Origin of the sequence: Synechococcus sp. CC9311 (assembly GCF_000014585.1) — a bacterium.
Classification (GTDB): domain Bacteria; phylum Cyanobacteriota; class Cyanobacteriia; order PCC-6307; family Cyanobiaceae; genus Synechococcus_C.
Map to the genome: position 1 here is coordinate 799,190 of NC_008319.1, position 25,159 is coordinate 824,348.

Genomic DNA, 25,159 nt, shown 5'->3' on the forward strand with positions numbered 1-25,159 from the left:
ATCCTAAAAACTAGTTATAGGGCCTGTGCAACCTTCTGCATCTCCGTATTGGAAGATGCTCACATGTGATTGAGTATTATCACTCAGCATCGTTGTTTTGGCTAAAACTATTTTGCTGATAGCGATTGCATGGCTTGTTTGATGTTATGAGCACTTCATCTCCAAGATTGACGGTTTTGATGAGTTGATCGAGCTCGCTGTTGTTCATATTGATGCATCCACCTGTTACGCGTTGGCCGATGCGTGTTTCGTCATTCGTTCCATGAATTGCAAAGCTATACCATCGATAGGTTCCATCGTATTCGTTAAATCTAAATGGCTGTGTTGTTGATGGAACTGGGGTTAGGCTGATATAGCCAGATCCATATTCACCTGTTTCTCCGTCACCTTTAAAGTCTATGGAATTCATGTTGTTGAATAAATTTTTTGCTAGATAATTTTTCGTTTTTCCTGATTTTTCGATCAGGCTTTTATCCATCTCGAATCTATCTCTACTCATGATTGCATTGACTTTAAATGTTCCTAGTGGTGTAACACCTTCCTCAAAAGTGCTGCCTATGCAGCCAACTCCATTTTTTCCATAACCCACCTCAAATACCATTTCTTTGCCATCGATCTCAGCTTTGCCTTTGCTTTCCTGGGGCAAAACTTGATTGAGTTCGATCTCAATTGACCCCTCTCCTTGTGTTGAGATTTTCGTTGTTTGCTTTTGCTGCATGCATCCTGAAAGCATGAGAGCTGATGTTGTGACCATCAGTATCCGCGCTAAGTGCATGATCTTTTTTGATGATTTTCCTCATCATGGCGAGGTTTGTTTCCCTTGCCTGCAAAGATGAGCATGTTCTGAATGTTTAGATTTGAAGCTTCTGATTGCCACAGCTTTGCTACTCGGTCTGTTGGCCCTCACTCAGTTTCTTGTTCGTCGTGGAATGTCGAGTGGTGATGACTAGCTGCACAGGTTGCACATTGTCTATTTGAAGCCTTTTTACGAAATTGTTACAGGTGATGCAATTGGCCTGATGATGAGCCATCGCCACTTTCATCCATGTCTTTACACCTTTTCGCGGTTGCGTCTCCAGAAACCTTCAGTTGGTCTCCAAAGGTGGGTATCTTGATGGTGTTATGCAACATTTTTGCTATCTTTCTTGGTACAAAAATCTTTCAGGCTGGGCAGGGGACTCAACTCCCTAATCCTAAATACTTTGGAGGTTTGGGGTTAGAGGCGTTGCTTGCTACCACCAGTCTTGGTCATGTCATTGGTTTTGGTGTCATTCTCGGCGTTGGTGCTGCAGGTTTGCTTTAGTTCGTTCAACCTTTTGATCTCATTTGGATCAGAACCAGTCCAGAAGAAGGACTCCATTCATTGGAGTCCTCAGTTGATGAGGTCTTCTGCCTTGGTTTTTTTCTTGATCTATTGTTTAATCGCGATTTAACACTGGTTCTTAAAGCTGCTTAGAGCTTTCTTTCTGATACTTTTTTACCATCCCAGCAATAATTGCCAGTGCAAAGACACCTAGAGATGCGATAATAAGCATTAATTTACCACCGCTAAAGACACCAGCTCCTAGAGCCACGATTGGTAGATCACTCAGGGCAACGCTGATAATGAGTGCTGTAGTAAATACCTTCCACTTTGTTCCGCTAAGGCCAGCTGCATAGCTCACAAAATCAAACAGACCAGTCATCAATAGTCCCGTTAGGAAAAAGGGATTTCCTTCCAGTTGTGATTGATTAAAGTTTTGAATTCGTTGGCTTGCTTTTTCGCCTACAAGTTTTTTGACTGGTTCTTGCCCGTACCGTTTTGCTACAAGAAATGCGATCTGGCAAAACACTAAATCCGTTATATAAATGGTGATGAGGCCTGTTTCAAACCCTAGGAGTGCCCCGGCAAGCAGTGAATACACCGAACTCGGCAAGGCTGGAAGGAGAATGCTGATTCCCCTAAGCGCCACGATTCCAAGTGGAGCCCATACGCCCATACCCTCAACCTGCGCGCGCAGGGGCTCTAGAGCATGGGTGTGGGCGAGATGGAGAACAACAATGACCAGGGCAACAACAGAGCTGATCCCAATGATTCTTCGTAGTCGCTGCACGTAATACTGATTGCTTTGCTTGGTTCTTGATCCTTACATTATCCCATCGGTAGTGGCAATTTTTGTCTCGATGCGGATTGTGTTGTTACTGATTCATGTTGGTGTTTGCTTTTTTATTAGTGATTTTTCAAGTGATTCATGTTTCGTTTATGCCTGCTAACTGCTATTCGCCTGTGTAACACCTGACTTGTGCGCACTGGGACTGGGACTTCGTGGCACGGGGGCAAGTTCCTTTTTCTACTTAGCTGCAATGCCGAGTCCAATCCGATGTTCGTATGTGCTTTTACAGGTCTCTCTCTCTCTGATCCACAGCTTTTCTTTGGGATTGCCTTGATTTTGATTGCTTTGTCAGCGTTACCTTTCCGACAAATGCGCTGTCCCTATGGATTCGACTGATCTCGAAGTGGTCAATGTTCTTGTCTTCCAGCAGCTTCTCGAATCTGTCGAAAGCGAATCTTGGGCTGAGGCTGCCATGGCTCTTTACAAGCTTTATGACATCGAGGCAGGTCAGGATTTTCTCGATTTAGACGAGGTTGATGTCCCACAACCCATGGCAGCCTGATCATCCGCTTGAGCTGTCCAGTTCAACCTGTCTTAGCTCGGTTGAGTCTGAGCTTGTTTTATTAAGGGCTTGAACGCTGTCTCTCTCGTGAAGAAGGCCGCCGTCACAAAGGTGCATAGTCCACTGAGGCCCACCCAGATCCCTAAATAAATCGGATTTCCGCTGGCCCAAGCAACCAGCACAGCTGCGATCAATGGGGTTGTTCCACCAAACCAACCCTCAGCAAGGTTGTAAGCCAAGGCTGTTCCCGTACAGCGCACTTCCGCTGGCATGAGTTCCACGTTTGCTGGACCTTTGCCACCATCCACGAGAGCAATTGCCAGTGTGAAACCCAGTTCTCCGCGAACGATCAATTGCGGGTCTTGGCTGTGAATGAGTTGGAGGAATGGAATCGCTCCAACACAGAGCAGGGCTGCTCCACTCATTAACAACGCTCTTCTGCCGATTCGGTCCGAGAGCCAGGCTGTGATTGGGTACAGAAGCAGTAGCACAGCCATGACGTCAGTATTCAGGCTCAGAGCCACACTGTCTGCTATGCCGTCCACCACCTCGACGTAGGTCACTAAGTAGACGTAAACCGCATAAAACCCAACGCTGCTGGCAATGTTCAGCGCTAAGACTCTGAGGAAGGCTGGTCGGTGAACTCCCAAGGTTGATTTGAGCGGGGTCTTTTTGGTTGCGGATGCATCATCTTCTCCAACCCCCTGGCGAATAATCACTCCTGTTAGGGCCACTAAGGATCCCAGGGCAAAGGCCACCCGCCAACCCCAAGCATCGAGTTGCGTTTGTGTGAGGGTTCTCGTGAGCAGATCACCAAACGCAGAACCCATCAACATCCCCAACACTGATCCCCAGAGCCCCCAAATGCTGTAAAAGCCCCGTTGCCGATCTGGCGCTGCCTCGGCAAGAAAAATAATCGAGGTTGTGTACTCGCCACCTGCTGATATTCCCTGTAGGAGGCGTAAAAGCACCACGGCAATCGGCGCTGCAATTCCGATCTGGGCATGGGTGGGTAAAAAAGCCATCGCCACGGTTGGGATTGCCATTGCCATGACCGACAGGCTTAGAGCTCGTCGACGTCCGACCAAATCTCCGATGCGGCCATACACAACCCCACCAAGTGGACGGACGATGAATCCGGCCGCAAAGGCGCCGAAGGCTCCGATCAGTGACGCCGTTGGGTTGGTTGAGGGAAAGAATTGTTGGCCAATCAACGTGGCGAAGTAGCCATAGAGGGCAAAGTCGTACCACTCCATCACGTTGCCGATAAGACCGGCGATTAAAACCCTCGCTCTCGATGGGGGTCTCGATTCATTCCCGAATTCTTTCGACATCAGCTCAGCTGCCCCTGCATCTCTCCACATTGGACGATCGGGCTAGTTTGATCTCACTTCGCTATAGAGAGTTCAAAATCCCTCACGCTGATGTGCCTTCTGGCTGCTCTGGGCCTCTTCGTTCCCAGGTTGATTCTGATTTTGCTTTGGTTTGTAAATGCGCCCTTTGTGCTCTCTCCCTTCAGTGACTTACCCCTTCCGGATTTCGTTGCACCCTTAATTGGTTTAGTGATTTTGCCCACCACTACCTTGGGTTACTGCTGGGCAAGTACTTCTTATGGCGGTATTAGTACATTTAGTGGAATCTTAATTGTAGGTATTGGTTTGCTAATTGATTTTGGTTTGGTTGGTGGTGGACGAGGAATTGCCCGTCGTTAATCATAAAGTTTTATGCTGATTAGGGTGAGCCCAATCCTTCAATACAAAAAGTGCTTGCTTTGGGTTGCCATGCCTTAATCAATGTGGCATTGGCTTCGCACTGTTCTCTCGAAACTTGGGGAACTTTTTCTAATGCCGCAGTGGTGCGGTGGGCTCCATAGGTGGCCCAGGTGATGATCAGCCAGGTGATCGGTTCCATTGCCTGCATGCGTTTTGAATAGTTTGGCGTGGAGAGGCATCCTTCTGTGAGCTTGCTGTTGGCTCAGTGAACGCTTTGTTCAGAACTTACGAGTCGCTGATGTCATGCAATCTGTCGATCAACAGGTCAACATCGGTTGGATTTCCTCCATCCTCAGCCCAAGCTTCGGGATGAATCCGGTCTTGAATTTGTTGATTCAGTCGCGTTGCGTTGCGCAGATTGAGCAGGGTTTGGTTGCTGGCTGTTTGTGTTGTGGTTGCCTGTGTTGATGTTGCCTGCTTCTCTCCGATCAAGTGGCATGCGATGCGCCTCGTGCTTCCGTGTTTGCGATGCTCCCAGAGATACACCGCTTGCCAGGTGCCCAGTAGCAAGCGAGCGTTGTGAACGCTGAGCGTCATGGTCTGACTGGTGAGTGCCGTTCTGATGTGAGCAGGCATGTCGTCATCTCCTTCATCGTCATGGAGATAACGTCGCCGCTGGCCTTGGGCGTCCGCTGGTCCTTTCCCGTCCTGTGGGACGACAGCCTCCATCCACGCAGCTAAATCGTTGAGAACGCGTGGATCTGCGTTTTCGTTGATCGTGATGCTGCAGCTGGTGTGCTGCACGCATAGGGAGAGAAGTCCTGTTGTGATCCCACTTCTTGACACAAAGTCATTGACCAGAGGCGTAATGTTTGAAAACCCTTGCCCTTGCGTCTGAACCGCGATTTCATCTAGTGCCTGAACAGTTCCAGCCAGTACTTTCAAGAGTCGCCTACGCCTGCTAATGGTTTAGCAGTAATGAACAGAGAGGGAAAGCTGATTTTGGGAATCAGCGCGAAGAGAAGGAGCTACTACCTTTCTAAGGTTGACATGCTTGTTGGACTAACATTGGCAAGTTATTTAAGGTGCGAAATCTCATTCGAACCTGGCTTCAACCGAACTCTGTGATCTAATAAAAGAGGCAAAGATGTGTCAACTTTTTGTGCCGGCCTTTGGTGCTGCCATCTCGAGGATGTGAGATGTGTTTTTTGACCACTTTGAACCCTTTTAAGGGAGACCTCCGGAGACGAGTCGGCAGTTTTGATGCATCGTGATCCAAACGATCAATTTTTTTATCCTTATTCCATTCTTGATCTTTGTGTTTGACCACATTGAACCCTTTGAATGGAGACCTGTGAAGACGAGTTGGCAGTTTTGATGCGATCGGTTCAAAAAGCCGAAGCCTTTTGGTCCGACTCCTCGTACGAACCTTGTGCCTCACTTCGTTGGATTTGCTGAAATCAAAGCGATGTCTCGCATGCTTATTTCCGATGCCACGCGCAGTTTTATGAGCCAAGGCAAAACTGTGAGAACTGAGCTTCTGATGAACTCTTCGCTCACATCTGGCTGGCACGGACCCGTGGAAGGTCACGAGTACCTTGCTCTGAACCGAATGCTGTGGGCAAGCAATCATCAGGCTGAGTGTGCCTAGCGACGCCCACCAACTCCTTCCAATGGAGATTGCAAATACATGACGAAGACTCAAGGGGCCAGGACTAGAGAAAGCACAGTGGAGCGCGTATGGGGCGCAAACGATCCCATCTCACCGTGTTCCGCAGACTTGTCAAATGAGCCCATATGTTCAAGCTCATGTGCCGATTTTTTTTAGGGCAAAAGCCCGACGGTCTCCTTAATTTCTCAGAAAGCGCTTAGGTGATTCTCAGAAAGCCAAACTGGCAGAGCAGACGGACTTTCTCCATGAATTTCAAACGCCTCTCGCTTGCCTCAATCTCAGTCATTGGACTGGGCCTCATGCCCGCGGCAGCACTCGCAGACATCACCGACACAACGACGTTTAACGGCACTGTTCCTGGTACTTGTTCATACCTATCTGGAACAAGCCAAGATGTTGCGATGACTTATTCGACTGACAATAACGGTACATTGACCGGAACATCTGAAAATATCGCCATTAGCTGTAACTTTGAGACAGATGTGGCTCTGAGTGCAGTTACTCAAGTCGACGTTGCAACCTCTACAGAGGACACCGCAACCCTGTTGTTGGGAGGCAGTGTAATTGCTACTAGCGGTGAAGGGGCTTCTGGCAGCGTAGACCTTGGAAACACTCCCGGATCAACAGCTAACGTCCAAATCAAATTGGACGCGACCGGCGCTAGTACAGTTGGAAATTATCAATATACCGTTGTACTCACAACTTTGAGTTCATGATTTGAGCTATGGGTCTTCATTTGATGAAGACTTAATTCTCAAAACAACGGTTGAGTTGTCTCCGAAGAGTCTTTGTAGAAAGCAAAGGCTCTTTTTTCAACATATCTAGACACCAAAGCGCTTAAAGCGTTCTGATCAAAATAAGAATGGTGTCACGTGATTTCTGCTGACAATGCATCCTTATTGATCAAAGTTTTTTGAAATTTTTAGTAGCTTGAATGTCTCATGAAGTTTTGACATATTGCTCGCAAGTGATATCCCCTAGGAGGGGAGGGATTGTCTTGTCGATCATATGTTCGATGTTTGCTTTGGATGCCAAGGTTGGTTCTGCAGTCTTAGAAGATTCAACAACATTTTCAGGCACGGTTCCATTTACATGTTCATTCTCAGGTGGCAGTGACAACGTGGAAATGTCATACACACGTAATAACGATCAACCTGGAAGCGGTGGAACTGGGCTCATACTTGGTACATCCGATCCGTTATCGATTGAATCCAATAAGGTCCCACGACTAGGCGTAACACTTAACTCTGTGCTGATTCCTCGTCCCGTGAGCTTTCGAGGTGTTTGGGTGCGTTCATTAGCAACCAATAGAACTATTCAAAATGCCACATCAAGTTCGTTGAGCAATGATCCTATTGCTACAATTATTCCAAGGTCTAAGCTTATTGAAAACAGTTACACTGTTGGGCAGCAAAATGAGATCGCGCTTACAGTATCGGCAACGCTGAGTAATTCTTTTGCATTTGCAGAGTATCAGTTTGATGTTGTCTTAACTTGCTTGGATTCGTAATCATGCGAATATTTTTTGCTCGGTTTGATGAAAGCAAGAAAAGGCAAGTCATAGGTGTTTTGCCTATACGTGGAGACCCAGGATTGTAAATTAATTTTAAAAATGTTTGTGAATCATGCTTTTAACTCTTTTCTTTGCTGCTGCATTAGGCCTGAATCCTAATAACAAAATAATAACCCCAGGTTTGGGATCCAGGGCTGTTGTTCGTACTCAAGCGTATTTAGTGAACTCAGAACCAGGGGAGTATTTGGTTGACGCATATAAAAATGCTGAAGGTAATGTCCCTGGGGAGAAAATTGAAGGTGTTCGAGTTACCCCTCCAAAATTATTCTTGCGCGACAGCAGGGCTAGACGTGTTCTTCTGAGTATTCCCACATCCTCTCTCAATCCCGGTCCATTATGGATTTGTATCACAGAAAACGATACGCGAAAAAATTCGCGCCCCTCTTCTGGCTCACAATTAACTGTTTTAACGCGTTCTTGTTATCAACGCATCCTGCGCGCGCGCAAGTCGAGTTTTCTCCGATAGACGAATTGCCTTTAGGCGATTTAACAGGAATTACATTCCAAAATTTACAAGGTGCGCGATTTGAGGTTGACCTTCCTGATGGGACCCGGTGTTCCAGTCAGGACGGAACACCAGCGACTTTTAATATTTACGGGGGGTCTTCTGAGCGTCAAGACGAGGTGATTCAAGATTCATTAATAGGGCAAAACTATTCAGGAGCGGGAGGAGGTTATGCGTTTGGAGCTGCAATTACCATCCCTCTTCACACAAGAAATTCGCGAAACTGCGATGAAGCTTATGAATTGTCGATAGCTAACAAAAAAATAGAATTAGCGACGACCCTTCGTCAGGAAGGTCTTTTGTCAGACGAAGATCTCTCGTTGCTGCTCAAAGATATCAGAAAATTGTTGCTTAAAAAATAGATATTGTCTTCTGCATGAACACATCTTTGCTCATTGATTGGATGTCATTTTTGACTTGCTTACATTGATAGGCTTTTGTAGCATAGTGAACACTTTTTGGTTCAAGTATTCTGGTCGCTTAGGCCTATTCTGTAGCAAGCTTGTGCTTTATGCAAAATCTGCTAAAATATCACTGAATACGTTTTCCCGTGCAAGAGTTAAGACCGCTTTTGTTGCATATTAATAGTACGGTTGATTTTGCCTCTGTATTGGATAGGCAGTTGAAAGATGCATGTGTTTTGCCTTTAGAGAGAGGCTCTATCAAAGGTTCGGTTAAAGTCTTGCCGTTGCCAAATATTCGTCTTTGTTTGATTGAGAGCAATAGGGAAATCGCTATTTGTGCTAATCGCTCGCTCGGCAAAGTTACTTTTACGATTGATCTTTCTTTTAAGCCGTCTTCTTCATCGATTGTTGCTCAGGGCGTAAGTCTTTCAAGGCCCGCAATATTTGGATTTAACTCCTCGTTGAAAGATCTTGATTTGCATATAAATTCTTACTCTCGTTTATGTTCAATTGTTGTTCCGGTCAAATATCTTTCGTTTATTTTGCGTCAGTATCGCTGCCTTGATTTGAGTGAATTTTTTGATCGCTATAATGTTTTTACGAGCGAGCTTGTTTCTTCGAGACTTGCTCCTATGCTTAAAAAACTTTTTTTATCAAGTTCCTCTCTAGAAGCTCCGTTCACGGCACAACATCTCGAAAATGAAATCATGTCAACTTTAATTCAGTGTTTTGTTGATAATCAAAGTAGAAAACTTGGCGTCGTCATCGGTAGAAAAGAGAGACATGAGGCGGCTATGAAGGTTCTTTCTATGACAAGCAATTCCCCACGGATTCCCTTGGAAATCAAAGACTTATCGATGTTGCTGCATCAATCCAGGTCGTCACTCTTTAGTGGATGCAAGGAAAAATTCGGGATGTCTCCTGTAGTGGTCGTTAGATCTGTGCGTTTACATCAGGTTAGGCACGCCCTTCTGAACACAGAGTTTTGCATGCAAAACAATCTTGATGGTGTTATTGATATTGCTAATTATTTTGGTTTTGCAGGTCGCTCCCATTTCACTCGATACTATAAACAGCAGTTTTTAGAGACTCCCCGTCAAACCCTTGTTGCTCGACGTGATAGTGAGAAAAAATTTTAAACAACCGACCAGAGCTTTCATTGGAACTCTCTTCTCAAGTTTCTGTTTGGTGCTCCCTGTAGAAGCTCAATCGCTGCAAGTCAACCCTTTCACTGAAGTGACTCGTTTATGGTTTGAGTGGAACACGATTCCTAATACGCAGTGGGCGCCTCGTGTTATTGACAGTGACGCCAAGCCAGATAAAACTCTGCAAATCTTGAAGTTTCAGCCAGTTATCCCCTTCAAGCTTTCAGATGACTTGACTCTTGTGACACGCACTGTGATGCGCTTTATCAATAAGCCAAGCGCGGATCCACTTCTTGGAGTCAATCCAACTACTCAGCAGCCAGGTGTTATCGGCTTCGACGAAAGCAATGAAGGAGGTCTTGATTCCATCAATCCAAGCTTTTTCTTTGTGCCAAATACAGGTCTAAATTCAGCCATAGGCATTGGTCCTTCGTTTGCAGTTTCTATTGACAGCAACGTTGGAAGTGATCAGTTCGGTGTAGGTCCTGCATTCATGGCTTTTAAACGATTTGGACGGTGGACCGCAGGTGTGCGCGCTCGTCAAATATGGGGTGTTAGCAATCGCAGTAATAATGAGGACCTTAATAATCTTGTGGCGCAGCCAATTCTTCGCTATCAGTTCGATAAGGATTGGTATTTGCTCAGCTCACCAATTATCACTGCAGATTTTAACTTGGATCAAGCCTGGACTTTACCTGTTGGAGGGGGCATTGGGCGGACCATCAAGCTTTCAAGTAGAACTCAGGCCTTGATTTCGTTGGAGGCGTACTACAACGCTATCAAAGCTGAGTTCGATGGTGGAGAAAGTCTTCTAGGTGATTGGACAATTCGTGCCCAAGTTCAAATTGCAATTCCTGATTTAACTCCTGCTTCTTCAGGAAAATAAATACTTTTTGATTCTTTGTGGCCCAAAGATTTCGTTTGATTCTATTGTAGTGCTTAGGCCTTTTGGGTTCCAAGTCATTCCTTTTAAATGGTTTTTGGTTTTTGGTTTTTGGTTTTTGTTGATTATTGCCTTCTTTCTTTTTGGTTTTTCTAAGATTTGCTCGAAAAGTACTTATGCCAAATCTTCGGATTTTATATTTGCCTTGTGGCATCTATCCTGTTGTTTTGCGTAATGCCTTCATCCATCTTGCAACATAGTTGCGGTGAGCCTTCCGACTCAGAGACCAACCTGCAATGTATGAGGATCCAACTCCTAGAATTAGGATGCGTCCTATCCACATCACAGTGCACCGTGAAATTATAAAGCCTTAATGTTACTTGTTAATCTATTCGTATTGGCATGCAATTTAAGTTGTCACATGCTCAGGCCCTTTCGTTCTAGTTTTTTTGGTCAGAGTGCCTTTTGGTCTGATTTCTTATTGATTTCGCTGCCTAAATGGCACTTGCTTCTTTTAATGTCTAATTTTCTTTGCATCTGAATTAGGCTTTTCTGGGCTGGGCTTTTAATTCGATCTTTTCTGAAGTGGGATGGATTTGTCAGCTTATTGTGTGTTCGGTGAGCATCTGTTTGGTATATCTTCGATCGTTGCTATTTGTCTCTTGGTTCTCAAAATGTGACTAATGGAACCACTCTACTTGATAACTCAACCGGTTGTACTGGCCTGAATTGTTTGTGTTTGAAAGCGATTGACTAGATTGGGTATTATCTTTGCTCCAGTGATCAGCGTATTGACTTTCCTGCATTCGTTTTCAGGGTCGAGTGCTCCATGACGCTCCAGATAGTGTTAATAAGTCGGCCATAAGAGCGCTTATCTATCTATGAGTTCGGTATATCTGCCCCTTCTGTTGTTCGAATCTTTAGTCTGTTGAACTTTTTGAAGTCTCTATTTCGAAGCTGTGTGATGTTTAGAAAGCCCCGGCATGCATTTTGTGAACCGGCATTGGATCAGTTCAGTTCTAGATGTAGCTTTTGCGTGATCTGCGTTTAGACCCTTCGTTGCAACTAGGTTTGTTTGATAGCAAATTGTCAGTGCCTTTAGCTTTTGTGCAGGCAGGTGAGGCGCAAACATCCTTGATCAATTTCTGTGCTTCTTAGCCAAGTATCAACCCTTTCGTTGAGGCGCGTGAATCCTTTGCCTTCTATTTGGATCTCGAGTTCAGTCCAGGTCTGTGCAAGGGCCATGACGGCTCGGTCCAGAGATGACTACGGTTTAGCGGCGTTGAATCGTTCTGAACTTTCAGCGTGAGTTTCTAGTTGTACAGGTTCTCCTGGTACTGGGGTAACAACACGTGGATCAGGTTGCTCTTTGATCTCGGCCCCACTTAGGAGGGCACTGATCAATCCGCTGAAAGTCACGCCTCCGCCTGTTGTACTGGCGAGCACCTTGCGCGGATTGAAGCGTTGAATCAAGTCTGGAAGCACGCTGGCACCAGTAATAAAGTCACCGGCAAGTGGTAATCCGAGATCGATCACCGGAGTAATCACGGTGTCGACAGGGCGGGAGGCCAGCTTTGGATCGAGAACTCCATGGGGTTCGAGATAGAGCGACCCGCCCTCCCAATCAATGAGGTATCCGTTTTCCACATTGGGAACGGCTGCTCCCGCTGTGGCCTCGATGTTGAGCCCCTTCACGGTGCATTTTTCACCAGGCTTGAGGGGTTCAATATGTTCAAAACCCAAACGTTTCACTACTTTTGCGGCAGCAGTTGAACCCACCACAGGGAGGTTGCGCGGAAGCAGTTGCAGGCTGGGTTGGTGGCAATGATCTGCGAGACCTTGGGTTAGTAGGAGAAGGTCAAGATTCTCCGGAACAGGCCAGGGGTGTGGAAGTTCGCCGCGCAACATCCAGGCACCAGGTGGAAACACCAATGGTCCACTGAGCCAGGGGTCGACCAGCACACGACAATCAGCGATTTCCAAAAGCCAGCCATTGGCTCCGAAATAGGTTGCCTGTGACCTCATGATTGTTCTTCGGTTGGTGCTTGCATGGATTCATCGAGTCCAAGATCGATCTCTCCGATCCAAGCCACCATGGCCAAGAGGGCAAGAACGGAGCCGATCAGTGGAACCAAGCGGCGGGCTTTCATGAACGTTCTGTCAGTGGCTGAACCGTAGATGGGCGTTGACTTACACCGCGAGTTAGGAGAGAACGGCTAAAGCAATTCCGCTCACCGCCAGGAGTGATGCGCACACTCCAGCAGCACGTGGATGATCGCCTTCCGGTGCTGCCACGAACAACGCCATCACTGGGGCTGTGCTCAGCACTGTGATGCCGATACCAAGTGGTAGTTGCTTCAACACCACTTGCTGCAACACAATCCCCAAATTGGTGCCGAGCAACGTGGCCAACAGCACTTTTGGCCAGCGTCTGTTCTTCGGTTGAGGCTTTGGAAACAGCGTGCGCAGTCGTAGCCAAGGCAGCAAGAGCAGTAACCCTCCCAGCAGGCGAGTGGCTGCGCTTTGCCATGCCGTTAAATCCGTGCGGATTAAAACGCTGCGTGATACGGCTGCTCCGCTGACTCCACACAGCACAGCAAGTAAGGCAAACACAATCCCCTGCCATTGCACGTTGCGCGTCCGATCTCGCTCGCGCGTTCCATCCGGTGGACTCTGGCGCGCCACAACCACAACCGATAGGGACACCATGGCAGCTCCTAGCCAAGCTTGTCCTTCAATTCGTTCGCCCATCACGACGAGGCCGCCGAGGGCTGCGATCAAGGGTGCAAGAGACTCAAGTGTGAGTGTGCGTCTTGTGCCAAGACGACGAAGGGCTGCCAGATAAAAGCTGTCTCCTAAGGAGATGCCGAGTCCACCACTGATCAACAGCCAGACCAGTGCTTGGCTCTCGTTTGTCCATGGCAGGAACAAGAGCACCGGAAGCAGCAAGGCACAGGCGATGACGTTCTTCAGTCCATTGAGTTCGAGGGCCGTCAGTGAGGTGGAGAGGCCACGCCAAATGCTGCTGGCCAGCGTCCAAGCCAGCGCTGCGACCAACCCCGCGATCACGCCCATTGATCAATCACCAGTAGGGGTCTGTGGCGAATTCCACGGAAAGGGAACCGGACTTTGAAGCCGGCACCGTGCTGATGCAGGCACGCACCGTTTGACCATTGACTTCGATTTCGCAGGCGCCACAACTCCCCCCAAGACAACCTGTGGGGATGTGAACTCCTGCCTCTTGAGCAGCCCTGAGCCAGTCATCACCTTTGGAACAATCGCTTTGGCTCCCATTGGGCCATTGAATTGTGATGGTCGACTGCTTGCTCTCCATGGTGCTGTTAAAGGCAAAGCGACACCCTCGGGCGGATGCAATACCCACTGCTTCAGTGCTGAATTCAGCCTAACGAGCCTTAGAGAGCCAAAGGTTTCAACCGTTTGAGCTGTTCAGAAGTGGCTCGAGATTGATGTGTTGCTCGAAGGCATCAGCGAGGCGATCAAGCAGTGCGTCTCGCTGCCGGCTGTGATGCGGTTGCTGTTCACTGAGCGGCGCCAATCCTTTGCGCTCCCGCAACTGATTCAGCCAGCGTCTCCGCCAAGGGCCGCTTTCAAAGACTCCATGGAGATAGGTGCCTGCCACCAGTCCCCCATGATCCGAGAAAGGCTTCACCCAACCCAGCTCCTCATCACGGCACAGGGGTTTGCAGGTTTCAGACGCGTTGTTGATCGTGGTAAGGCCATGGTGCAGTTCAAAGCCCTCAATTTCGAGTGCATGGCTACCGCCAGGCCACAAGGCTGCACTGCTGCGTTGACGTAACGCCTTGTCTGCAGAGAACACTGTGCGAAGCGGTAAAAGGCCCAGGCCTGCCTGACTGGTGTTGCCGGATGGGGCACCGCCTTCCAGACCCTCGGGATCGCAAAGCTCATCGCCCAACATCTGCATGCCGCCGCAGATGCCAAATACATGCCCACCTCCTGTGTTGTAGGCCTGAAGTGCAGCTCCAAGCCCACTGTTGAGGATGGCGGCAAGGTCTCGGAGAGTTTGCTTGCTGCCTGGGATCACAACGGCATCTGGCAAGCCAAGCTCCTCGCCCGGGGCGACCCAGCGCAACTGAACGGTGGGTTCGGCTTCCAGCGGATCGAGATCAGAGAAGTTGCTTAGAGACGGCAGCTTGAGTACGGCGATGTTGAGTTCTGCGCTGCGTTTGCGCCCTCGTCGTTCGAGGAGGTCGAGTGAATCCTCCGGGGGGAAAAGCTCATCCAGCCATGGCATCACTCCCAACACCGGCACGCCTGTATTGGCTTCAAGCCAGCGTTGACCCTCATCAAAAAGTTCACGCCGGCCGCGAAAACGATTGATCAAAAGCCCTTTGATGAGAGGGCGTTCCACCGGGCGCAGCAAGTTCAATGTGCCCACGATTTGCGCGAACACGCCTCCCCTTTCAATGTCTGCGACGAGAACACAATGCGCTCGTAGATATTGGGCGAGGCGCAGGTTGGTGAGATCACGTTTTTGAAGATTCACCTCCACTGGGCTTCCAGCGCCCTCGAGCACAAGGCGACCGCCTGGATGACTGCTTTGCAATGCCTCTAGGCCCTGACGAATCGCCTTCCAGCCCGGTTTGAACCAGTCGCGGTAATAGTGCTCTGCGCGAGCGGATCCCACACTGTGACCGAGGTGGATCAGTTCACTGGTGGAGTCGCCCTGAGGTTTGAGCAACACAGGGTTCATCGCGCACTCAGGCTCCAACCCAGCAGCCCAGGCCTGAAGAGCTTGGGAATAGGCCATCTCGCCTCCGGCCTGATCCACCCAGGCGTTGTTACTCATGTTCTGTCCCTTAAAGGGCAGGGGTGTTTCACCTCTGCGGCGCAGCACTCTGCAGAGCGCAGCAGTCATCAACGATTTTCCGGCACCGCTTGAGGTGCCCAACACCATGAGTGCAGGTTTTGCGGTCATAGACGCGGCCGATGCCGGCGCAGCCAGTGATGCATCACTTGAAAAACATCTGCAGACGGGATTTCACCATCCCAATCATCGAGGAGGTTTCGTCCCATCGGAGTGAGGCGCACCCGCTCGGTGAGCCCTTGGCCATCCACTTCCCTGCGCAGTACACCCACTTGAATGAGCCAGATCAGATCGTCTTCTGTGCTCGAGGGTGAGAGAGGCTTTCGGCTAATGGCCATCCAATTCTGTTGGCTGCTGAGCTGCGTGCTGCTTCGGGCTTTGTGTTCTAGTTCGTCATAGAACGCTCGGCGAAACGGCAGACAGCGCATGGCCTGACGCGCCCGCTTCAAGGCCCTTACCGATACCAGGGTGATGGATGAGGTCACGACCTTGCCGCTTCGTGCATCATTCTCCTCCGACTTCCTTCCGAACGTGGCCGGAAGATCTACAGCTTGATTGGGCTCATCGGTTTGGCTCGTTGGCTTGGTGTGATCAGCATCACACTGATGGAGATTGCTTGTTTGTTGTGTTGCTGTTGGCATCTGCGTCTCCTGCCAGGCGCCGTCTGTTGGAGCAAGCTCAGATTCCCCATCAGGTGATGGTGAGCGGTGTGGATGAAGATCAGATTCACCACCCTGATCCCGCTCAGTTAGTGCAGTTATTGGCTGAGGCCAAGGCATCCGCCGTGAAACTGAAAGTTGAGCAGAGTGCGGAGCTCAACGTATCGATCAAGGCCGTTCTCGGTTGTGACTCGGTGCTCGCGTTTGAAGGCGAGGTGTTTGGTAAGCCTGTGGATGCGGCAGAGGCCGTCGCGCGCTGGCAACGGATGCGCGGGAAGTGGGCTGAGTTGCATACCGGACATTGTTTAATCCCTCCATCCTTTGCACCTACAACAGAAGGCCGAGCCCCTGAGATGCAATGCACCTGTGTCACGACCCGTGTGCTGTTTGCCAATCTCACGGATGTGGAAGTTGAGGATTACGTGGCTTCAGGGGAGCCTTTGCAGTGTGCTGGTGGCTTCGCCCTCGAAGGACGCGGTGGCTGCTGTGTGGAGCAACTGGCTGGCTGCTATTCGAATGTGATCGGCCTCAGCCTTCCCCTGTTGCGACGTTGGCTTTCTCTCTCTTAGTGTCGTTGCCATTTTCCTCTTGTCGTAGCTACATCAAAGACAGTTCTTGCGTCGCCCGAACCATGGCTCGCCTGCTTTGTCCCTATTTTTCGTTATTGATCATTACGGCCGGAGTAGCGCCTTCGTTTGCTTTTGAACCCCTTCAAAAATCCTTTAACGCAACGCCTCAAGAATCATCCAGTGAACTCGGTGTTGAGGACGTGAATTTCTCCTCAGACGATCTGAGGCAGGGGGAATCTTTAACGGTGACTCCGGCTGCTCCTGGTGAAAAGGGCCGTGCACCAAAAGGGTATTCCCTGCTGGACGTTGGTTTCTGATCCTGTCTTGTCCGGTTGCGTTTCCCGCTCACTTCCTCTGTTTTGCCAATAAAAAACCCTCACCTTGCGGCGAGGGTTGGAAAGCATGATCAATGATTGATCAGTCGAGGTCAGGCATTGCCAAGGTGGGCTCTGCTTGACGATCGATTCCTTTTTCGAAACCAGCAGCGGCTGCGCGCGCGCGGCCTGCGTGCCAGAGGTGACCCACCAGGAAGAAGAAGGCGAGCACAAATTGCGCTGCACCCAGCCACTGGCGAAGGTTCACGAAGTTCACCGAGTTTGGCTCGGTGATGATGCCTCCAACAGAGTTGAGCGAGGCATTAGGAGCGTGTGTCATGTATTCAGCTGCGCGGCGTACCTGCCAAGGCTGAATATCGTTTTGGAGTTTGTCGAGGCTCAGGCCGTTGGGCCCACGAAGGGGCTCAAGCCAAGGACCGCGAAAATCCCAGAAACGCATGGTTTCACCACCAAAGATGATTTCACCTGTGGGGGAGCGCATTAGGTACTTACCAAGACCGGTGGGGCCCATGGCCGAACCGATGTTTGCGCCCATGCGTTGGTCACGCACAAGGAAGGTGAAGCTCTGTGCTTGAGAGGCTTCGGCGTTGGTTGGTCCCCAGAATTCGGAGGGATAGGCGGTGTTGTTGAACCAAATAAAGGCTGAACAAATGAAGCTCATGAAGCTCAGCGCTCCAAGGCTGTAGCTCAGATAAGCCTCACCGTTCCAGATGAAGGCGCGACGCACCCAGCCGAAAGGCTTGGTGACGACGTGCCAGATGCCACCGAAGATGCAGGTCAAACCAAGCCAGATGTGTCCACCGATGATGTCCTCCATGGAGTTCACACCGATGATCCAGCCCTCGCCACCAAACGGAGCTCGGAACAAATAACCAAAGATCACACCTGGATCAAGAGTTGGATTCGTGATCAAACGAACATCTCCACCACCTGGGGCCCAGGTGTCGTAGACGCCGCCAAAGAACATGGCCTTAAAGACCAAAAGGAGGCAGCCAACGCCAAGAAGGATCAGGTGATAACCAATGATGTTGGTCATCTGGTTTTTATCGCGCCAGTCTTGGGAGAAGAATGTGGAGTAGTTCTCCAGAATCTCCGGACCGCGCAATGCGTGGTACAGCCCGCCTAGGCCGAGCACGGCAGAACTGATTAGGTGCAGAACACCCACCACGAAGAAGGGGAAGAGATCAGTGACCTCACCGCCAGGACCAACGCCATAGCCGAGCGTGGCTACGTGGGGCATGCAAATGACACCCTGCTCATACATCGGCTTGTCGAAGGTGAAATGACTCACCTCAAACAGAATCATGGCTCCGGCCCAGAACACCATCAGACCGGCATGGGCCACGTGGGCACCTAGCAGTCGGCCGGACAGGTTAATGAGTCGAGCATTGCCGGACCACCAGGCAAAGCCGGTGGAGTCGAGGTCTTTACCGCCAGTGGCGATAAGACCGGAATTAAAGGGCGTTTCCACGGGGCAGAACCTCTTCAGGGAAGACGAAGTTTTCGTGCGGCTGGTCAGCCGGTGCCATCCAGGCACGCAGACCTTCATTCAGAAGAATGTTCTTCGTGTAGAAGGTTTCAAATTCAGGATCCTCAGCTGCGCGGATTTCCTGTGACACGAAGTCATAGGCACGCAAGTTGAGTGCAAGGCCGATGATGCCGATGGCACTGGTCCACAAGCCCATCACTGGCACAAACAGCATGAAGAAGTGCAGCCAACGCTTGTTGGAGAACGCAATTCCGAAGATTTGGCTCCAGAAACGGTTGGCGGTAACCATTGAATAGGTCTCTTCTTCCTGGGTGGGTTCGAACGCCTTGAAGGTGTTCGACTGTTCACCATCCTCAAAAAGAGTGTTTTCCACAGTCGCGCCGTGAATGGCGCAAAGCAGTGCACCGCCAAGAATGCCGGCCACTCCCATCATGTGGAAGGGATTCAAGGTCCAGTTATGGAAGCCCTGTAGGAACAACAGGAAGCGGAAAATTGCAGCCACACCAAAGGAGGGCGCAAAGAACCAGCTGCTCTGTCCCAAGGGATACATCAGGAAGACACTGACGAACACCGCAATCGGACCTGAGAAGGCGATGGCGTTGTAGGGACGAATGCCGACGAGACGAGCAATTTCAAACTGACGCAGCATGAAGCCGATCAGTGCAAAGGCGCCGTGGAGAGCAACGAAAGCCCAGAGGCCTCCAAGCTGGCACCAGCGGACAAAATCACCCTGGGCTTCTGGGCCCCAGAGCAAGAGAAGGCTGTGACCCATCGCATCAGCGGGGGTGGACACAGCAGCAGTGAGAAAGTTGCAACCCTCGAGGTACGACGACGCGATGCCGTGGGTGTACCAGGAAGTTACAAAGGTGGTTCCCGTTAACCAGCCACCGATGGAGAGGTAGGCCGTGGGAAGAAGGAGAATGCCGGACCAGCCGACAAACACAAATCGGTCGCGTTTGAGCCAGTCATCGAGGACGTCGAACCATCCCCGCTGCGGCATGCGACCTGCAGCGATCGTCATGAGTTGAACGGTGCGGTTAACCCGCATGCATTGGGTTCCTGGCGACCTTAACAATCTTGTTGGGTAGTTCGGGGCTTAGATGGCTCAGCTGAAACCCGTTGTATCGGAATGCATCTTCTGGGTTTCTTTCGATTTGCGTCCTCGTTTCGTGGCAATGCTTTGTACGGGACTCAGCTGATTGGCTTTGCAGTCCAAAATGACCTTTGATATCAGGCTTTGATGGCCGCTGAACTGCTCGAACAACCCGTCCTGGGCTCACGCCGGCTTTCGAACATTCTCGTTGCCCTGATGGTCACGATTGGCGGTATTGGTTTTTTGTTTGCGTCCCTTTCCAGCTACCTGGGTCGTGATCTCCTGCCATTAGGCCATCCCGCTGGCTTGGTGTTTGTTCCTCAAGGACTGATCATGGGGCTGTACAGCCTTGCTGCAGCCCTTCTCGCCTCCTATCTGTGGGCAGTCATCACGATCAACGTTGGCTCGGGTAGCAACCGTTTTGATCGCTCCGCCGGTGTCGTGACAATCTCAAGACGTGGATTTCGTCAGCCGATCAGCGTTGAGATTCCCATCAAAGACATCCAGGCGGTGAAAGTTGAGGTGAGAGATGGCTTCAACACACGACGCCGTGTCTCGCTTCGTGTTCGCGGAAGACGAGACATGCCTCTCACCCGTGTTGGCGAGCCTCTCCCTCTGGCCCAGTTGGAACAGGACGGTGCCGAGTTGGCACGTTTTTTAGGTGTGAATCTCGAAGGACTTTGATCTTCCCTTTTATGTTGCGCTCAATCATGCGAACGCTTTTATCCCTTGCCGTTTGCTTGCCACTTCTTGTTGGTTGCTCTCAGTCCAATACAGCTTCAACGGCTTCCGTTCCCTCGGGTTGTAGCCAGGCCAGTAGTCCCTGTCTTCAAGGGAAGGCCGAGGTGGAGCTCATGACCACCCGGGGGGCGGTGAAGCTTGAACTCGATGGTGACGCGGCCCCCGTTACGGCCGGAAATTTTGTGGACCTTGTCAAAAGAGGTGTGTATGACGGCACCGTGTTCCACAGGGTGATTCGTGAGCCGGTTCCCTTTGTGGTGCAAGGCGGCGACCCTGCATCTAGCGACCCAAGCACGTTGAAGTCTCAATACGGCCAGGGAAGTTTTATCGATCCAGACAGTGGGCAGGCACGATTCATTCCCCTTGAGCTGTCGTATCAAAGCGAAGATCAGCCGCGTTACAGCCGCCAGAGCACCAATCCCAGCGATCTGCAGCAGCTCAAGTTGAGCCATGAGCGTGGAGCCGTTGCCATGGCTCGCTCCCAATCACCGGATTCGGCCAGCGCCCAGTTCTATATGGCCTTGAAACCGCTTCCCGAGTTGGATGGTCGTTATGCGGTCTTCGGTCGTGTGACCGATGGCTTGGATGTGGTGGATGCGATCGAACAGGACGACAAGTTGCTCAAGGCAAAGCTGCTCACACCAGGACTTTGACAGTCGTCATCAAGCGGGCACACGCCCGCCGCTGATGGCGGCTTTTAGCAATTCGGTGTTCACCCCTGACGCGCGCTCCAAGGCAACCTTTCCGGTACGGGCAATCTCCAGGATTCCGTAGGGAGCCATGAGGCGCTCTAGGGCCACCAATTTGCCCGGATCCCCCACTACTTCCAGGGTGAGAGCGTCATCGGCAACGTCTACCACTTTGGCGCGGAAGACCTGCACCAACTCAAGAATGGCGCTGCGTTGTTCCGCCGGTGCTGACACCTTCATCAGCATCAGCTCCCGTTCCACAGCGGGCAGCTGCGAGAGATCGAGTACCTGGAGCACGTTCACCAGCTTGTCGAGCTGTTTGCTCATTTGCTGAAGGGTGTGTTCATCGCCCTCCACCACCATGGTGAGCCGCGATTGACCGTTGGTTTCAGCAGGACCTACCGCCAAGCTGTCGATATTGAAGCCGCGTCGAGCGAAGAGGCCGGCGATACGGCTTAGAGCGCCGGATTCGTCCTCCACCAGGACGGACAGGGTGTGCTTCATGCCCGGTGCTGTGTTCCCAGCGCGCTTGTTCTTCCTAAATTAAGGTCCAGCCAGCGCAAAAGCTCTTGATGGAAGTGTTCAGGGCTTTCATCGTGGGGGCAATGCCCACTGCCGTCGAGTACGCATAGCTTCAGCCAGGAGTGCTGCTGCTGAAGTTTTTCGCCGATCATCAAGGGCACAAATCGGTCTTGCCTGCCCCAAAGCAGCAGAAGGGGGATCGGCTGATGTTGTTCGGCTAAACGTTCCAGCAATGCCGGGGCTGTGACCTCCCGTGGACGTAAAGCCATGCCAACGCTCATGGCTCGGAGGCTGCGTGCAGCCGTACGGCGACGGGCTGGGCTTGCGATCAGCTGGTGCAATTCCCGGTCGGAGCGGATGGAACGTGAATAGGCCCCTTGAAGGCCTAAGCGCAGCAGGGCGGTGCGACTAATCAAGGGGACGATCAGTTCGAGAGGGAGCAGCCTGCAGAGCAACTGCACAGCGGCTGTTTTAAATCGGCGACGTCGGCGGGATTGTTGCTTTGGCAACGGCTGCATGAGGGCCGGATCGGGCAGCGGTGCAGCAACCACTGCTGTGACCCATTCAGGATGAAAGGCTGCTGCGGTGAGCGCGGTGAGGCCGCCCAGGGAGTTACCAACCAACACCGCGGGTTGTTGAACCACCTGCTCCAGAAACGCTGCCAACTGCCGCGCCCAAAAACGGTTGTCCAAGCGGATTTGGGAATGAAGGCCTGGTTGTTCGGAGCGACCGAAACCGATCAAATCAATGCTGTAGACCCGATATCCAGCCTTCGTGAGTGGGGCTGCGTTGTGACGCCAATGGCTGCTGCTGGCACCAAACCCATGCAGCAAAACCATTGCGGGCGCTTCTGGATCTCCGAGTACCCGCCAGTGACAGCGGTAGCCCTCCCAGATCCATTCCGCGCTTTCGCCCCAATCGGCACCGTTGGAGGCAGGCTGGAGAGTGGTTGCGTGCACACGCCTGACGGAGTCCAACAGTCACTATCGCGAAGGGATGGCGTCTGTGCGGCCCGGGGGTGGTTTCTTTCGCCCCGACTCCAGACCGGCGAGGGATTTCTCCGTGTTGGTGGCTGCCTCGACCTTGGAGGGCGCGTCCGGCGATCGTCCGCTGCGCTGGCTCGACCTCATGGCGGGTTGCGGGATCCGCTCTCTTCGCTGGGGACTGGAGGCGAGGCGGGCGTCCCATCAGCAAGTGGAGCTCTGGGTGAATGACGCAGATCAAGAGCGAGGGCCTCTGCTAGCTGCAAATCTCGAACCGTTGCAATCCTGTGCCGGTGTCGTGCTCATCCAGAGCCATCAGGCGGCGGAGCGGCTCCTGCGTGAGGCCTATTTGGAGCATCGTTTTTTTGATCTGATCGATCTCGACCCTTTTGGATGCCCGAATGTGTTGCTTCAATCCACACTCCAGGCGATGCGTTTTGGAGGCGTGCTGTTGCTTGCGAGCACCGACGGTCGCTCACCGACGGGGCATGACCGGTTTGCGGCTGTGCGCCGGTTTGGTGCAGCGGCTCGTGCCCACCCTTCGAGTTGGGAGCTGGCGTTGCGCCTGCAATTGGCTGCTCTAGCCCGTGAAGCTTGGCTGCTGGGACGAGGTCTAGAGCCCTTGTTCTGCTTTAGCGATGGCCGCACCTTCCGTGTTGCGGTGCGCATGCGTCAGCGGATCCGTTCGGGTGAAGAGCAGCAGCTGGGGTTTTTGGCCCGTTGTGACCGCTGCGGTGATCAGGCGGTGCAAGCGATGTTGGACCTGCAGGGCTGGAGACCCTGCGCTTGTACCGATGGCTGCGGACGCTGGGCGGTGAGTGGTCCGCTCTGGGTTGGTCCGCTGCAGGATGTTCCCCAGATCAAAGGCCTATTGGAGATCAGTGACAGGTTGGATGCAGCTTCGAGCACGGGGTTAAGTGAGGGGCAAGACCGAACCCTTGCCCCTCGCAGCAGGCGGCTGCTGGAGGGGTTGATGGCGGATCCTGGTCAACCGGCCTGTTGCTGGTCGACGGGTGAATTATCCCGACGACTTCAGCTCAAAGGCCCCCCTGCAATCGAGCCCTTGGTTGCAGCGCTTCGGGCCTCCGGGCACAGCGCGTCGGTGAGTGGGGTGATGGCTGGGCAGGTGCGAACCAATGCGCCTCTCGGCATCTTGTTACGACGATGCGCCGAATTTGGCGGGAAAGATCGTTAAATAGATGTTGATTGTGAATCCCGTTTCATGGCTTCGGAAATTTTCGGAATTGCTGTCGTGTTCTGGGTGTTGATTCCCGTTGGCCTCGCTGGTGGTGCCTTGCTTTTGAAACTCCAAGGCGACTGATGGGCGCGTCCGGCCTTTGGGCCCTTTAGGCTCCTCGCTTGCGATGACTGACCCGATGCAGGTTCTGGTGGTTGGTGGGACAGGAACGCTTGGCCGTCAAATCGCAAAACAAGCGATTGATGCTGGCCACAAAGTGCGTTGCATGGTGCGCTCACCTCGAAAGGCAGCTTTCCTACAGGAGTGGGGTTGTGAGCTCACTCGAGGTGACCTTCTCGAACCGGCCAGTCTTGATTACGCACTCGATGGCATGGATGCGGTCATCGATGCCGCCACGAGTCGCCCAACAGATCCCAACAGCATTTACGTCACCGATTGGGAAGGCAAGCTCAACTTGCTCAGGGCTTGTGAGCGTGCCGATGTGAAGCGCTTTGTGTTTCTCTCCCTTTTAGGTGCCTCAAAGCACCGCAATGTCCCTCTGATGGACATCAAGCACTGCACTGAGCGGCTGCTGGAGGAGTCGGATCTTGATTACACGATCCTGCAAGGAGCGGCATTCATGCAGGGCGTGATCAGTCAGTTCTCGATCCCCATTTTAGAAAGTCAGACGGTGTGGGTGAGCGGTAGTCCAACCCCCATCGCCTACATGAACACGCAAGACATGGCTCGTTTTGCGGTAGCTGCCGTTGATCGACCAGAGACCATTCGGTGTTCGTATCCCGTGGTGGGACCGAAAGCCTGGAACACCGGAGAAGTGATTCAACTCTGTGAGCTGGCTAGCTCCAAGTCGGCAAGGGTGTTTCGCGTTCCTGGGGCCCTGCTGAATTTGATGCAGGGGATCTGCTCATTCTTCGAACCCGCTGTGAACGTGGCAGAGCGCCTGGCGTTTGCTGAAGTCACCGGTGGAGGCGGGTCTCTTGACGCCCCTATGGAAGCGAGTTATCGCGCCTTTGGCCTTGATCCCAACGAAACCACCCAGTTGGAGGCCTACATCCGTGAGTACTACGACACGATCTTGAAGCGCCTCAGAGACATGGAGGCCGATCTAGATAAGGATGCCAAGAAAAAACTGCCTTTCTAGAGATCTTGACGATCGAGTGGTGTGTTTGTACTATCTGTTCGCTAGGATTTACACGTTTCTGAGTCATTTTCATGTCTGCCGCCCAAGTTAAAAACCTTCAGCGACGGCTCGACAATCTCGCTCGAGAGGCGGAAACGGAGCTCAATCGTGCCTGTGGTCATGAGCTCTGGCAAAGCGTTGGTTTCGACGCGTTTGATGGCATTGAGGATATTGATCGCCGCGCCAGCGCCAATTACTACTACGGGCAATGGCAAACTGTGCGTGAACTTCAGGATGTTCTGAGCTAGGGGGTGTTCCTCTTCAGTGTGGGGCTCTGTTCAGAATGGGGGCATTCCCTCTCTGTTG

General features: G+C 51.5%; 31 protein-coding genes. 16 read left to right on the forward strand and 15 right to left on the reverse strand.

Features of this window, described 5'->3' with window-relative positions:
* Positions 1 to 79: 79 nt before the first annotated feature.
* A complete protein-coding gene (locus SYNC_RS04110) occupies positions 80 to 754 on the reverse strand; it encodes a L,D-transpeptidase (RefSeq protein ID WP_011618812.1) in 675 nt (224 codons plus the stop codon).
* A 291-nt stretch (positions 755 to 1,045) separates the two neighbouring features.
* Between SYNC_RS04110 and psaK the strand changes: the two genes are divergently transcribed.
* Positions 1,046 to 1,303, forward strand: coding sequence for a photosystem I reaction center subunit PsaK (gene psaK / locus SYNC_RS04115; RefSeq protein ID WP_011618813.1), 258 nt, complete (start codon positions 1,046 to 1,048; stop codon positions 1,301 to 1,303).
* Positions 1,304 to 1,442: 139 nt separating this feature from the next.
* On the opposite strand, the gene SYNC_RS04120 is transcribed toward psaK, so the two are convergent.
* On the reverse strand, positions 1,443 to 2,093 hold the full coding sequence (locus tag SYNC_RS04120; RefSeq protein ID WP_011618815.1) for a TVP38/TMEM64 family protein: 651 nt from the start codon (positions 2,091 to 2,093) through the stop codon (positions 1,443 to 1,445).
* 382 nt (positions 2,094 to 2,475) lie between these two features.
* Here SYNC_RS04120 and SYNC_RS04125 point away from each other — a divergent pair, with 382 nt between their 5' ends.
* Entirely contained in the window at positions 2,476 to 2,655 is a 180-nt protein-coding gene (locus SYNC_RS04125; RefSeq protein WP_049750322.1) for a hypothetical protein, read from the forward strand.
* Positions 2,656 to 2,687: 32 nt separating this feature from the next.
* Here SYNC_RS04125 and SYNC_RS04130 read toward each other — a convergent pair whose 3' ends face one another.
* The gene (locus tag SYNC_RS04130) at positions 2,688 to 3,989 is read right to left on the reverse strand and encodes an MFS transporter (RefSeq protein ID WP_011618817.1); all 1,302 of its coding nucleotides are present in this window, start codon (positions 3,987 to 3,989) and stop codon (positions 2,688 to 2,690) included.
* 90 nt (positions 3,990 to 4,079) lie between these two features.
* Between SYNC_RS04130 and SYNC_RS04135 the strand changes: the two genes are divergently transcribed.
* A complete protein-coding gene (locus tag SYNC_RS04135; RefSeq protein WP_011618818.1) occupies positions 4,080 to 4,367 on the forward strand; it encodes a hypothetical protein in 288 nt (95 codons plus the stop codon).
* Positions 4,368 to 4,386: 19 nt separating this feature from the next.
* Here SYNC_RS04135 and SYNC_RS04140 read toward each other — a convergent pair whose 3' ends face one another.
* Both SYNC_RS04140 and SYNC_RS04145 read right to left on the reverse strand, forming a co-directional pair.
* Positions 4,387 to 4,566 carry a hypothetical protein gene (locus SYNC_RS04140; RefSeq protein WP_041426926.1) on the reverse strand — a complete coding sequence of 60 codons (180 nt, stop codon included), beginning with the start codon at positions 4,564 to 4,566 and terminating at the stop codon, positions 4,387 to 4,389.
* Positions 4,567 to 4,652: 86 nt separating this feature from the next.
* Positions 4,653 to 5,312, reverse strand: a complete 660-nt coding sequence (locus tag SYNC_RS04145) for a secondary thiamine-phosphate synthase enzyme YjbQ (RefSeq protein ID WP_011618820.1) — start codon at positions 5,310 to 5,312, stop codon at positions 4,653 to 4,655.
* 972 nt (positions 5,313 to 6,284) lie between these two features.
* Here SYNC_RS04145 and SYNC_RS04155 point away from each other — a divergent pair.
* The 5 genes from SYNC_RS04155 (at position 6,285) to SYNC_RS04170 (ending at position 10,552) form a co-directional block, all read left to right on the forward strand.
* Complete coding sequence (locus SYNC_RS04155; RefSeq protein WP_041426416.1) at positions 6,285 to 6,755, forward strand: hypothetical protein; 471 nt, start codon at positions 6,285 to 6,287, stop codon at positions 6,753 to 6,755.
* 299 nt (positions 6,756 to 7,054) lie between these two features.
* Positions 7,055 to 7,549 carry a hypothetical protein gene (locus SYNC_RS14195; protein ID WP_148201837.1) on the forward strand — a complete coding sequence of 165 codons (495 nt, stop codon included), beginning with the start codon at positions 7,055 to 7,057 and terminating at the stop codon, positions 7,547 to 7,549.
* 399 nt (positions 7,550 to 7,948) lie between these two features.
* Positions 7,949 to 8,479, forward strand: a complete 531-nt coding sequence (locus tag SYNC_RS04160) for a hypothetical protein (RefSeq protein ID WP_011618825.1) — start codon at positions 7,949 to 7,951, stop codon at positions 8,477 to 8,479.
* Positions 8,480 to 8,667: 188 nt separating this feature from the next.
* Positions 8,668 to 9,660, forward strand: a complete 993-nt coding sequence (locus SYNC_RS04165) for a helix-turn-helix domain-containing protein (RefSeq protein WP_011618826.1) — start codon at positions 8,668 to 8,670, stop codon at positions 9,658 to 9,660.
* Positions 9,626 to 10,552, forward strand: coding sequence for a hypothetical protein (locus tag SYNC_RS04170; protein WP_011618827.1), 927 nt, complete (start codon positions 9,626 to 9,628; stop codon positions 10,550 to 10,552). Before SYNC_RS04165 ends, SYNC_RS04170 begins: the two co-directional genes overlap by 35 nt.
* A 1,263-nt stretch (positions 10,553 to 11,815) precedes the next feature.
* On the opposite strand, the gene SYNC_RS04175 is transcribed toward SYNC_RS04170, so the two are convergent.
* The 6 genes from SYNC_RS04175 to SYNC_RS04195 form a co-directional block, all read right to left on the reverse strand.
* Positions 11,816 to 12,574: an MBL fold metallo-hydrolase gene (locus SYNC_RS04175; protein ID WP_011618829.1), complete on the reverse strand. Its 759-nt coding sequence runs from the start codon at positions 12,572 to 12,574 to the stop codon at positions 11,816 to 11,818.
* Positions 12,571 to 12,699: a hypothetical protein gene (locus tag SYNC_RS15130; protein ID WP_255321996.1), complete on the reverse strand. Its 129-nt coding sequence runs from the start codon at positions 12,697 to 12,699 to the stop codon at positions 12,571 to 12,573. Before SYNC_RS15130 ends, SYNC_RS04175 begins: the two co-directional genes overlap by 4 nt.
* A gap of 52 nt (positions 12,700 to 12,751) precedes the next feature.
* On the reverse strand, positions 12,752 to 13,624 hold the full coding sequence (locus SYNC_RS04180; RefSeq protein ID WP_041426418.1) for a DMT family transporter: 873 nt from the start codon (positions 13,622 to 13,624) through the stop codon (positions 12,752 to 12,754).
* Positions 13,625 to 13,631: 7 nt separating this feature from the next.
* Positions 13,632 to 13,883 (reverse strand): 2Fe-2S iron-sulfur cluster binding domain-containing protein, encoded by a 252-nt coding sequence (locus tag SYNC_RS04185; RefSeq protein ID WP_041426928.1) that lies wholly within the window; start codon positions 13,881 to 13,883, stop codon positions 13,632 to 13,634.
* A 96-nt stretch (positions 13,884 to 13,979) separates the two neighbouring features.
* Positions 13,980 to 15,506: a cobyric acid synthase gene (locus SYNC_RS04190; RefSeq protein ID WP_011618832.1), complete on the reverse strand. Its 1,527-nt coding sequence runs from the start codon at positions 15,504 to 15,506 to the stop codon at positions 13,980 to 13,982.
* Entirely contained in the window at positions 15,503 to 15,880 is a 378-nt protein-coding gene (locus SYNC_RS04195; protein ID WP_011618833.1) for an Npun_F0494 family protein, read from the reverse strand. The genes SYNC_RS04190 and SYNC_RS04195 overlap by 4 nt, the downstream gene beginning before the upstream one ends.
* A gap of 140 nt (positions 15,881 to 16,020) precedes the next feature.
* Here SYNC_RS04195 and SYNC_RS04200 point away from each other — a divergent pair, with 140 nt between their 5' ends.
* Positions 16,021 to 16,623: a nucleoside triphosphate pyrophosphatase gene (locus SYNC_RS04200; protein ID WP_011618834.1), complete on the forward strand. Its 603-nt coding sequence runs from the start codon at positions 16,021 to 16,023 to the stop codon at positions 16,621 to 16,623.
* Between the two features lie 62 nt (positions 16,624 to 16,685).
* Complete coding sequence (locus tag SYNC_RS04205; protein WP_041426419.1) at positions 16,686 to 16,940, forward strand: hypothetical protein; 255 nt, start codon at positions 16,686 to 16,688, stop codon at positions 16,938 to 16,940.
* A gap of 100 nt (positions 16,941 to 17,040) precedes the next feature.
* On the opposite strand, the gene psbC is transcribed toward SYNC_RS04205, so the two are convergent.
* Together psbC and psbD are read right to left on the reverse strand one after the other, a co-directional pair.
* Positions 17,041 to 18,429, reverse strand: coding sequence for a photosystem II reaction center protein CP43 (psbC, locus tag SYNC_RS04210; RefSeq protein ID WP_041426420.1), 1,389 nt, complete (start codon positions 18,427 to 18,429; stop codon positions 17,041 to 17,043).
* Positions 18,413 to 19,468 carry a photosystem II D2 protein (photosystem q(a) protein) gene (gene psbD / locus SYNC_RS04215; protein WP_011618836.1) on the reverse strand — a complete coding sequence of 352 codons (1,056 nt, stop codon included), beginning with the start codon at positions 19,466 to 19,468 and terminating at the stop codon, positions 18,413 to 18,415. Before psbD ends, psbC begins: the two co-directional genes overlap by 17 nt.
* 219 nt (positions 19,469 to 19,687) lie before the next feature.
* Here psbD and SYNC_RS04220 point away from each other — a divergent pair, with 219 nt between their 5' ends.
* Positions 19,688 to 20,224 carry a photosystem I assembly protein Ycf4 gene (locus tag SYNC_RS04220; protein WP_041426421.1) on the forward strand — a complete coding sequence of 179 codons (537 nt, stop codon included), beginning with the start codon at positions 19,688 to 19,690 and terminating at the stop codon, positions 20,222 to 20,224.
* Positions 20,225 to 20,235: 11 nt separating this feature from the next.
* The gene (locus SYNC_RS04225) at positions 20,236 to 20,934 is read left to right on the forward strand and encodes a peptidylprolyl isomerase (RefSeq protein ID WP_041426422.1); all 699 of its coding nucleotides are present in this window, start codon (positions 20,236 to 20,238) and stop codon (positions 20,932 to 20,934) included.
* A 9-nt stretch (positions 20,935 to 20,943) separates the two neighbouring features.
* On the opposite strand, the gene ilvN is transcribed toward SYNC_RS04225, so the two are convergent.
* Entirely contained in the window at positions 20,944 to 21,474 is a 531-nt protein-coding gene (gene ilvN, locus SYNC_RS04230) for an acetolactate synthase small subunit (protein ID WP_011618839.1), read from the reverse strand.
* Positions 21,471 to 22,469 (reverse strand): alpha/beta fold hydrolase, encoded by a 999-nt coding sequence (locus SYNC_RS04235; protein WP_011618840.1) that lies wholly within the window; start codon positions 22,467 to 22,469, stop codon positions 21,471 to 21,473. The genes ilvN and SYNC_RS04235 overlap by 4 nt, the downstream gene beginning before the upstream one ends.
* A 19-nt stretch (positions 22,470 to 22,488) precedes the next feature.
* On the opposite strand from SYNC_RS04235, the gene SYNC_RS04240 reads away from it, so the two are divergent.
* From SYNC_RS04240 to SYNC_RS04255, 4 genes are all read left to right on the forward strand, one after another.
* Positions 22,489 to 23,670 carry a N2,N2-dimethylguanosine tRNA methyltransferase gene (locus SYNC_RS04240; protein ID WP_193328840.1) on the forward strand — a complete coding sequence of 394 codons (1,182 nt, stop codon included), beginning with the start codon at positions 22,489 to 22,491 and terminating at the stop codon, positions 23,668 to 23,670.
* Positions 23,671 to 23,697: 27 nt separating this feature from the next.
* Positions 23,698 to 23,796: a cytochrome b6-f complex subunit PetM gene (petM, locus tag SYNC_RS04245; protein WP_006852199.1), complete on the forward strand. Its 99-nt coding sequence runs from the start codon at positions 23,698 to 23,700 to the stop codon at positions 23,794 to 23,796.
* 55 nt (positions 23,797 to 23,851) lie between these two features.
* Positions 23,852 to 24,814 (forward strand): NAD(P)H-binding protein, encoded by a 963-nt coding sequence (locus SYNC_RS04250; RefSeq protein WP_041426932.1) that lies wholly within the window; start codon positions 23,852 to 23,854, stop codon positions 24,812 to 24,814.
* Between the two features lie 71 nt (positions 24,815 to 24,885).
* A complete protein-coding gene (locus tag SYNC_RS04255; protein ID WP_011618843.1) occupies positions 24,886 to 25,101 on the forward strand; it encodes a hypothetical protein in 216 nt (71 codons plus the stop codon).
* The last annotated feature ends 58 nt before the right edge of the window (positions 25,102 to 25,159 follow it).

Coding starts and splice junctions, on each gene's coding strand:
- SYNC_RS04185 (WP_041426928.1), bottom strand. CDS start 13,883: ATGGAGAGCAAGCAGTCGACCATCACAATTCAATGGCCCAATGGGAGC.
- SYNC_RS04140 (WP_041426926.1), bottom strand. CDS start 4,566: ATGGAACCGATCACCTGGCTGATCATCACCTGGGCCACCTATGGAGCC.
- SYNC_RS04155 (WP_041426416.1), top strand. CDS start 6,285: ATGAATTTCAAACGCCTCTCGCTTGCCTCAATCTCAGTCATTGGACTG.
- SYNC_RS14195 (WP_148201837.1), top strand. CDS start 7,055: ATGTTTGCTTTGGATGCCAAGGTTGGTTCTGCAGTCTTAGAAGATTCA.
- SYNC_RS04110 (WP_011618812.1), bottom strand. CDS start 754: ATGGTCACAACATCAGCTCTCATGCTTTCAGGATGCATGCAGCAAAAG.
- SYNC_RS04135 (WP_011618818.1), top strand. CDS start 4,080: ATGTGCCTTCTGGCTGCTCTGGGCCTCTTCGTTCCCAGGTTGATTCTG.
- SYNC_RS04240 (WP_193328840.1), top strand. CDS start 22,489: ATGGCGTCTGTGCGGCCCGGGGGTGGTTTCTTTCGCCCCGACTCCAGA.
- ilvN (WP_011618839.1), bottom strand. CDS start 21,474: ATGAAGCACACCCTGTCCGTCCTGGTGGAGGACGAATCCGGCGCTCTA.
- petM (WP_006852199.1), top strand. CDS start 23,698: ATGGCTTCGGAAATTTTCGGAATTGCTGTCGTGTTCTGGGTGTTGATT.
- SYNC_RS04205 (WP_041426419.1), top strand. CDS start 16,686: ATGGCTCGCCTGCTTTGTCCCTATTTTTCGTTATTGATCATTACGGCC.
- SYNC_RS04180 (WP_041426418.1), bottom strand. CDS start 13,624: ATGGGCGTGATCGCGGGGTTGGTCGCAGCGCTGGCTTGGACGCTGGCC.
- SYNC_RS04130 (WP_011618817.1), bottom strand. CDS start 3,989: ATGTCGAAAGAATTCGGGAATGAATCGAGACCCCCATCGAGAGCGAGG.
- SYNC_RS04160 (WP_011618825.1), top strand. CDS start 7,949: ATGGATTTGTATCACAGAAAACGATACGCGAAAAAATTCGCGCCCCTC.
- SYNC_RS04125 (WP_049750322.1), top strand. CDS start 2,476: ATGGATTCGACTGATCTCGAAGTGGTCAATGTTCTTGTCTTCCAGCAG.
- SYNC_RS04255 (WP_011618843.1), top strand. CDS start 24,886: ATGTCTGCCGCCCAAGTTAAAAACCTTCAGCGACGGCTCGACAATCTC.
- SYNC_RS04175 (WP_011618829.1), bottom strand. CDS start 12,574: ATGAGGTCACAGGCAACCTATTTCGGAGCCAATGGCTGGCTTTTGGAA.
- SYNC_RS04225 (WP_041426422.1), top strand. CDS start 20,236: ATGTTGCGCTCAATCATGCGAACGCTTTTATCCCTTGCCGTTTGCTTG.
- psaK (WP_011618813.1), top strand. CDS start 1,046: ATGTCTTTACACCTTTTCGCGGTTGCGTCTCCAGAAACCTTCAGTTGG.
- SYNC_RS15130 (WP_255321996.1), bottom strand. CDS start 12,699: ATGAAAGCCCGCCGCTTGGTTCCACTGATCGGCTCCGTTCTTGCCCTC.
- psbD (WP_011618836.1), bottom strand. CDS start 19,468: ATGACGATCGCTGCAGGTCGCATGCCGCAGCGGGGATGGTTCGACGTC.
- SYNC_RS04250 (WP_041426932.1), top strand. CDS start 23,852: ATGCAGGTTCTGGTGGTTGGTGGGACAGGAACGCTTGGCCGTCAAATC.
- SYNC_RS04190 (WP_011618832.1), bottom strand. CDS start 15,506: ATGACCGCAAAACCTGCACTCATGGTGTTGGGCACCTCAAGCGGTGCC.
- SYNC_RS04220 (WP_041426421.1), top strand. CDS start 19,688: ATGGCCGCTGAACTGCTCGAACAACCCGTCCTGGGCTCACGCCGGCTT.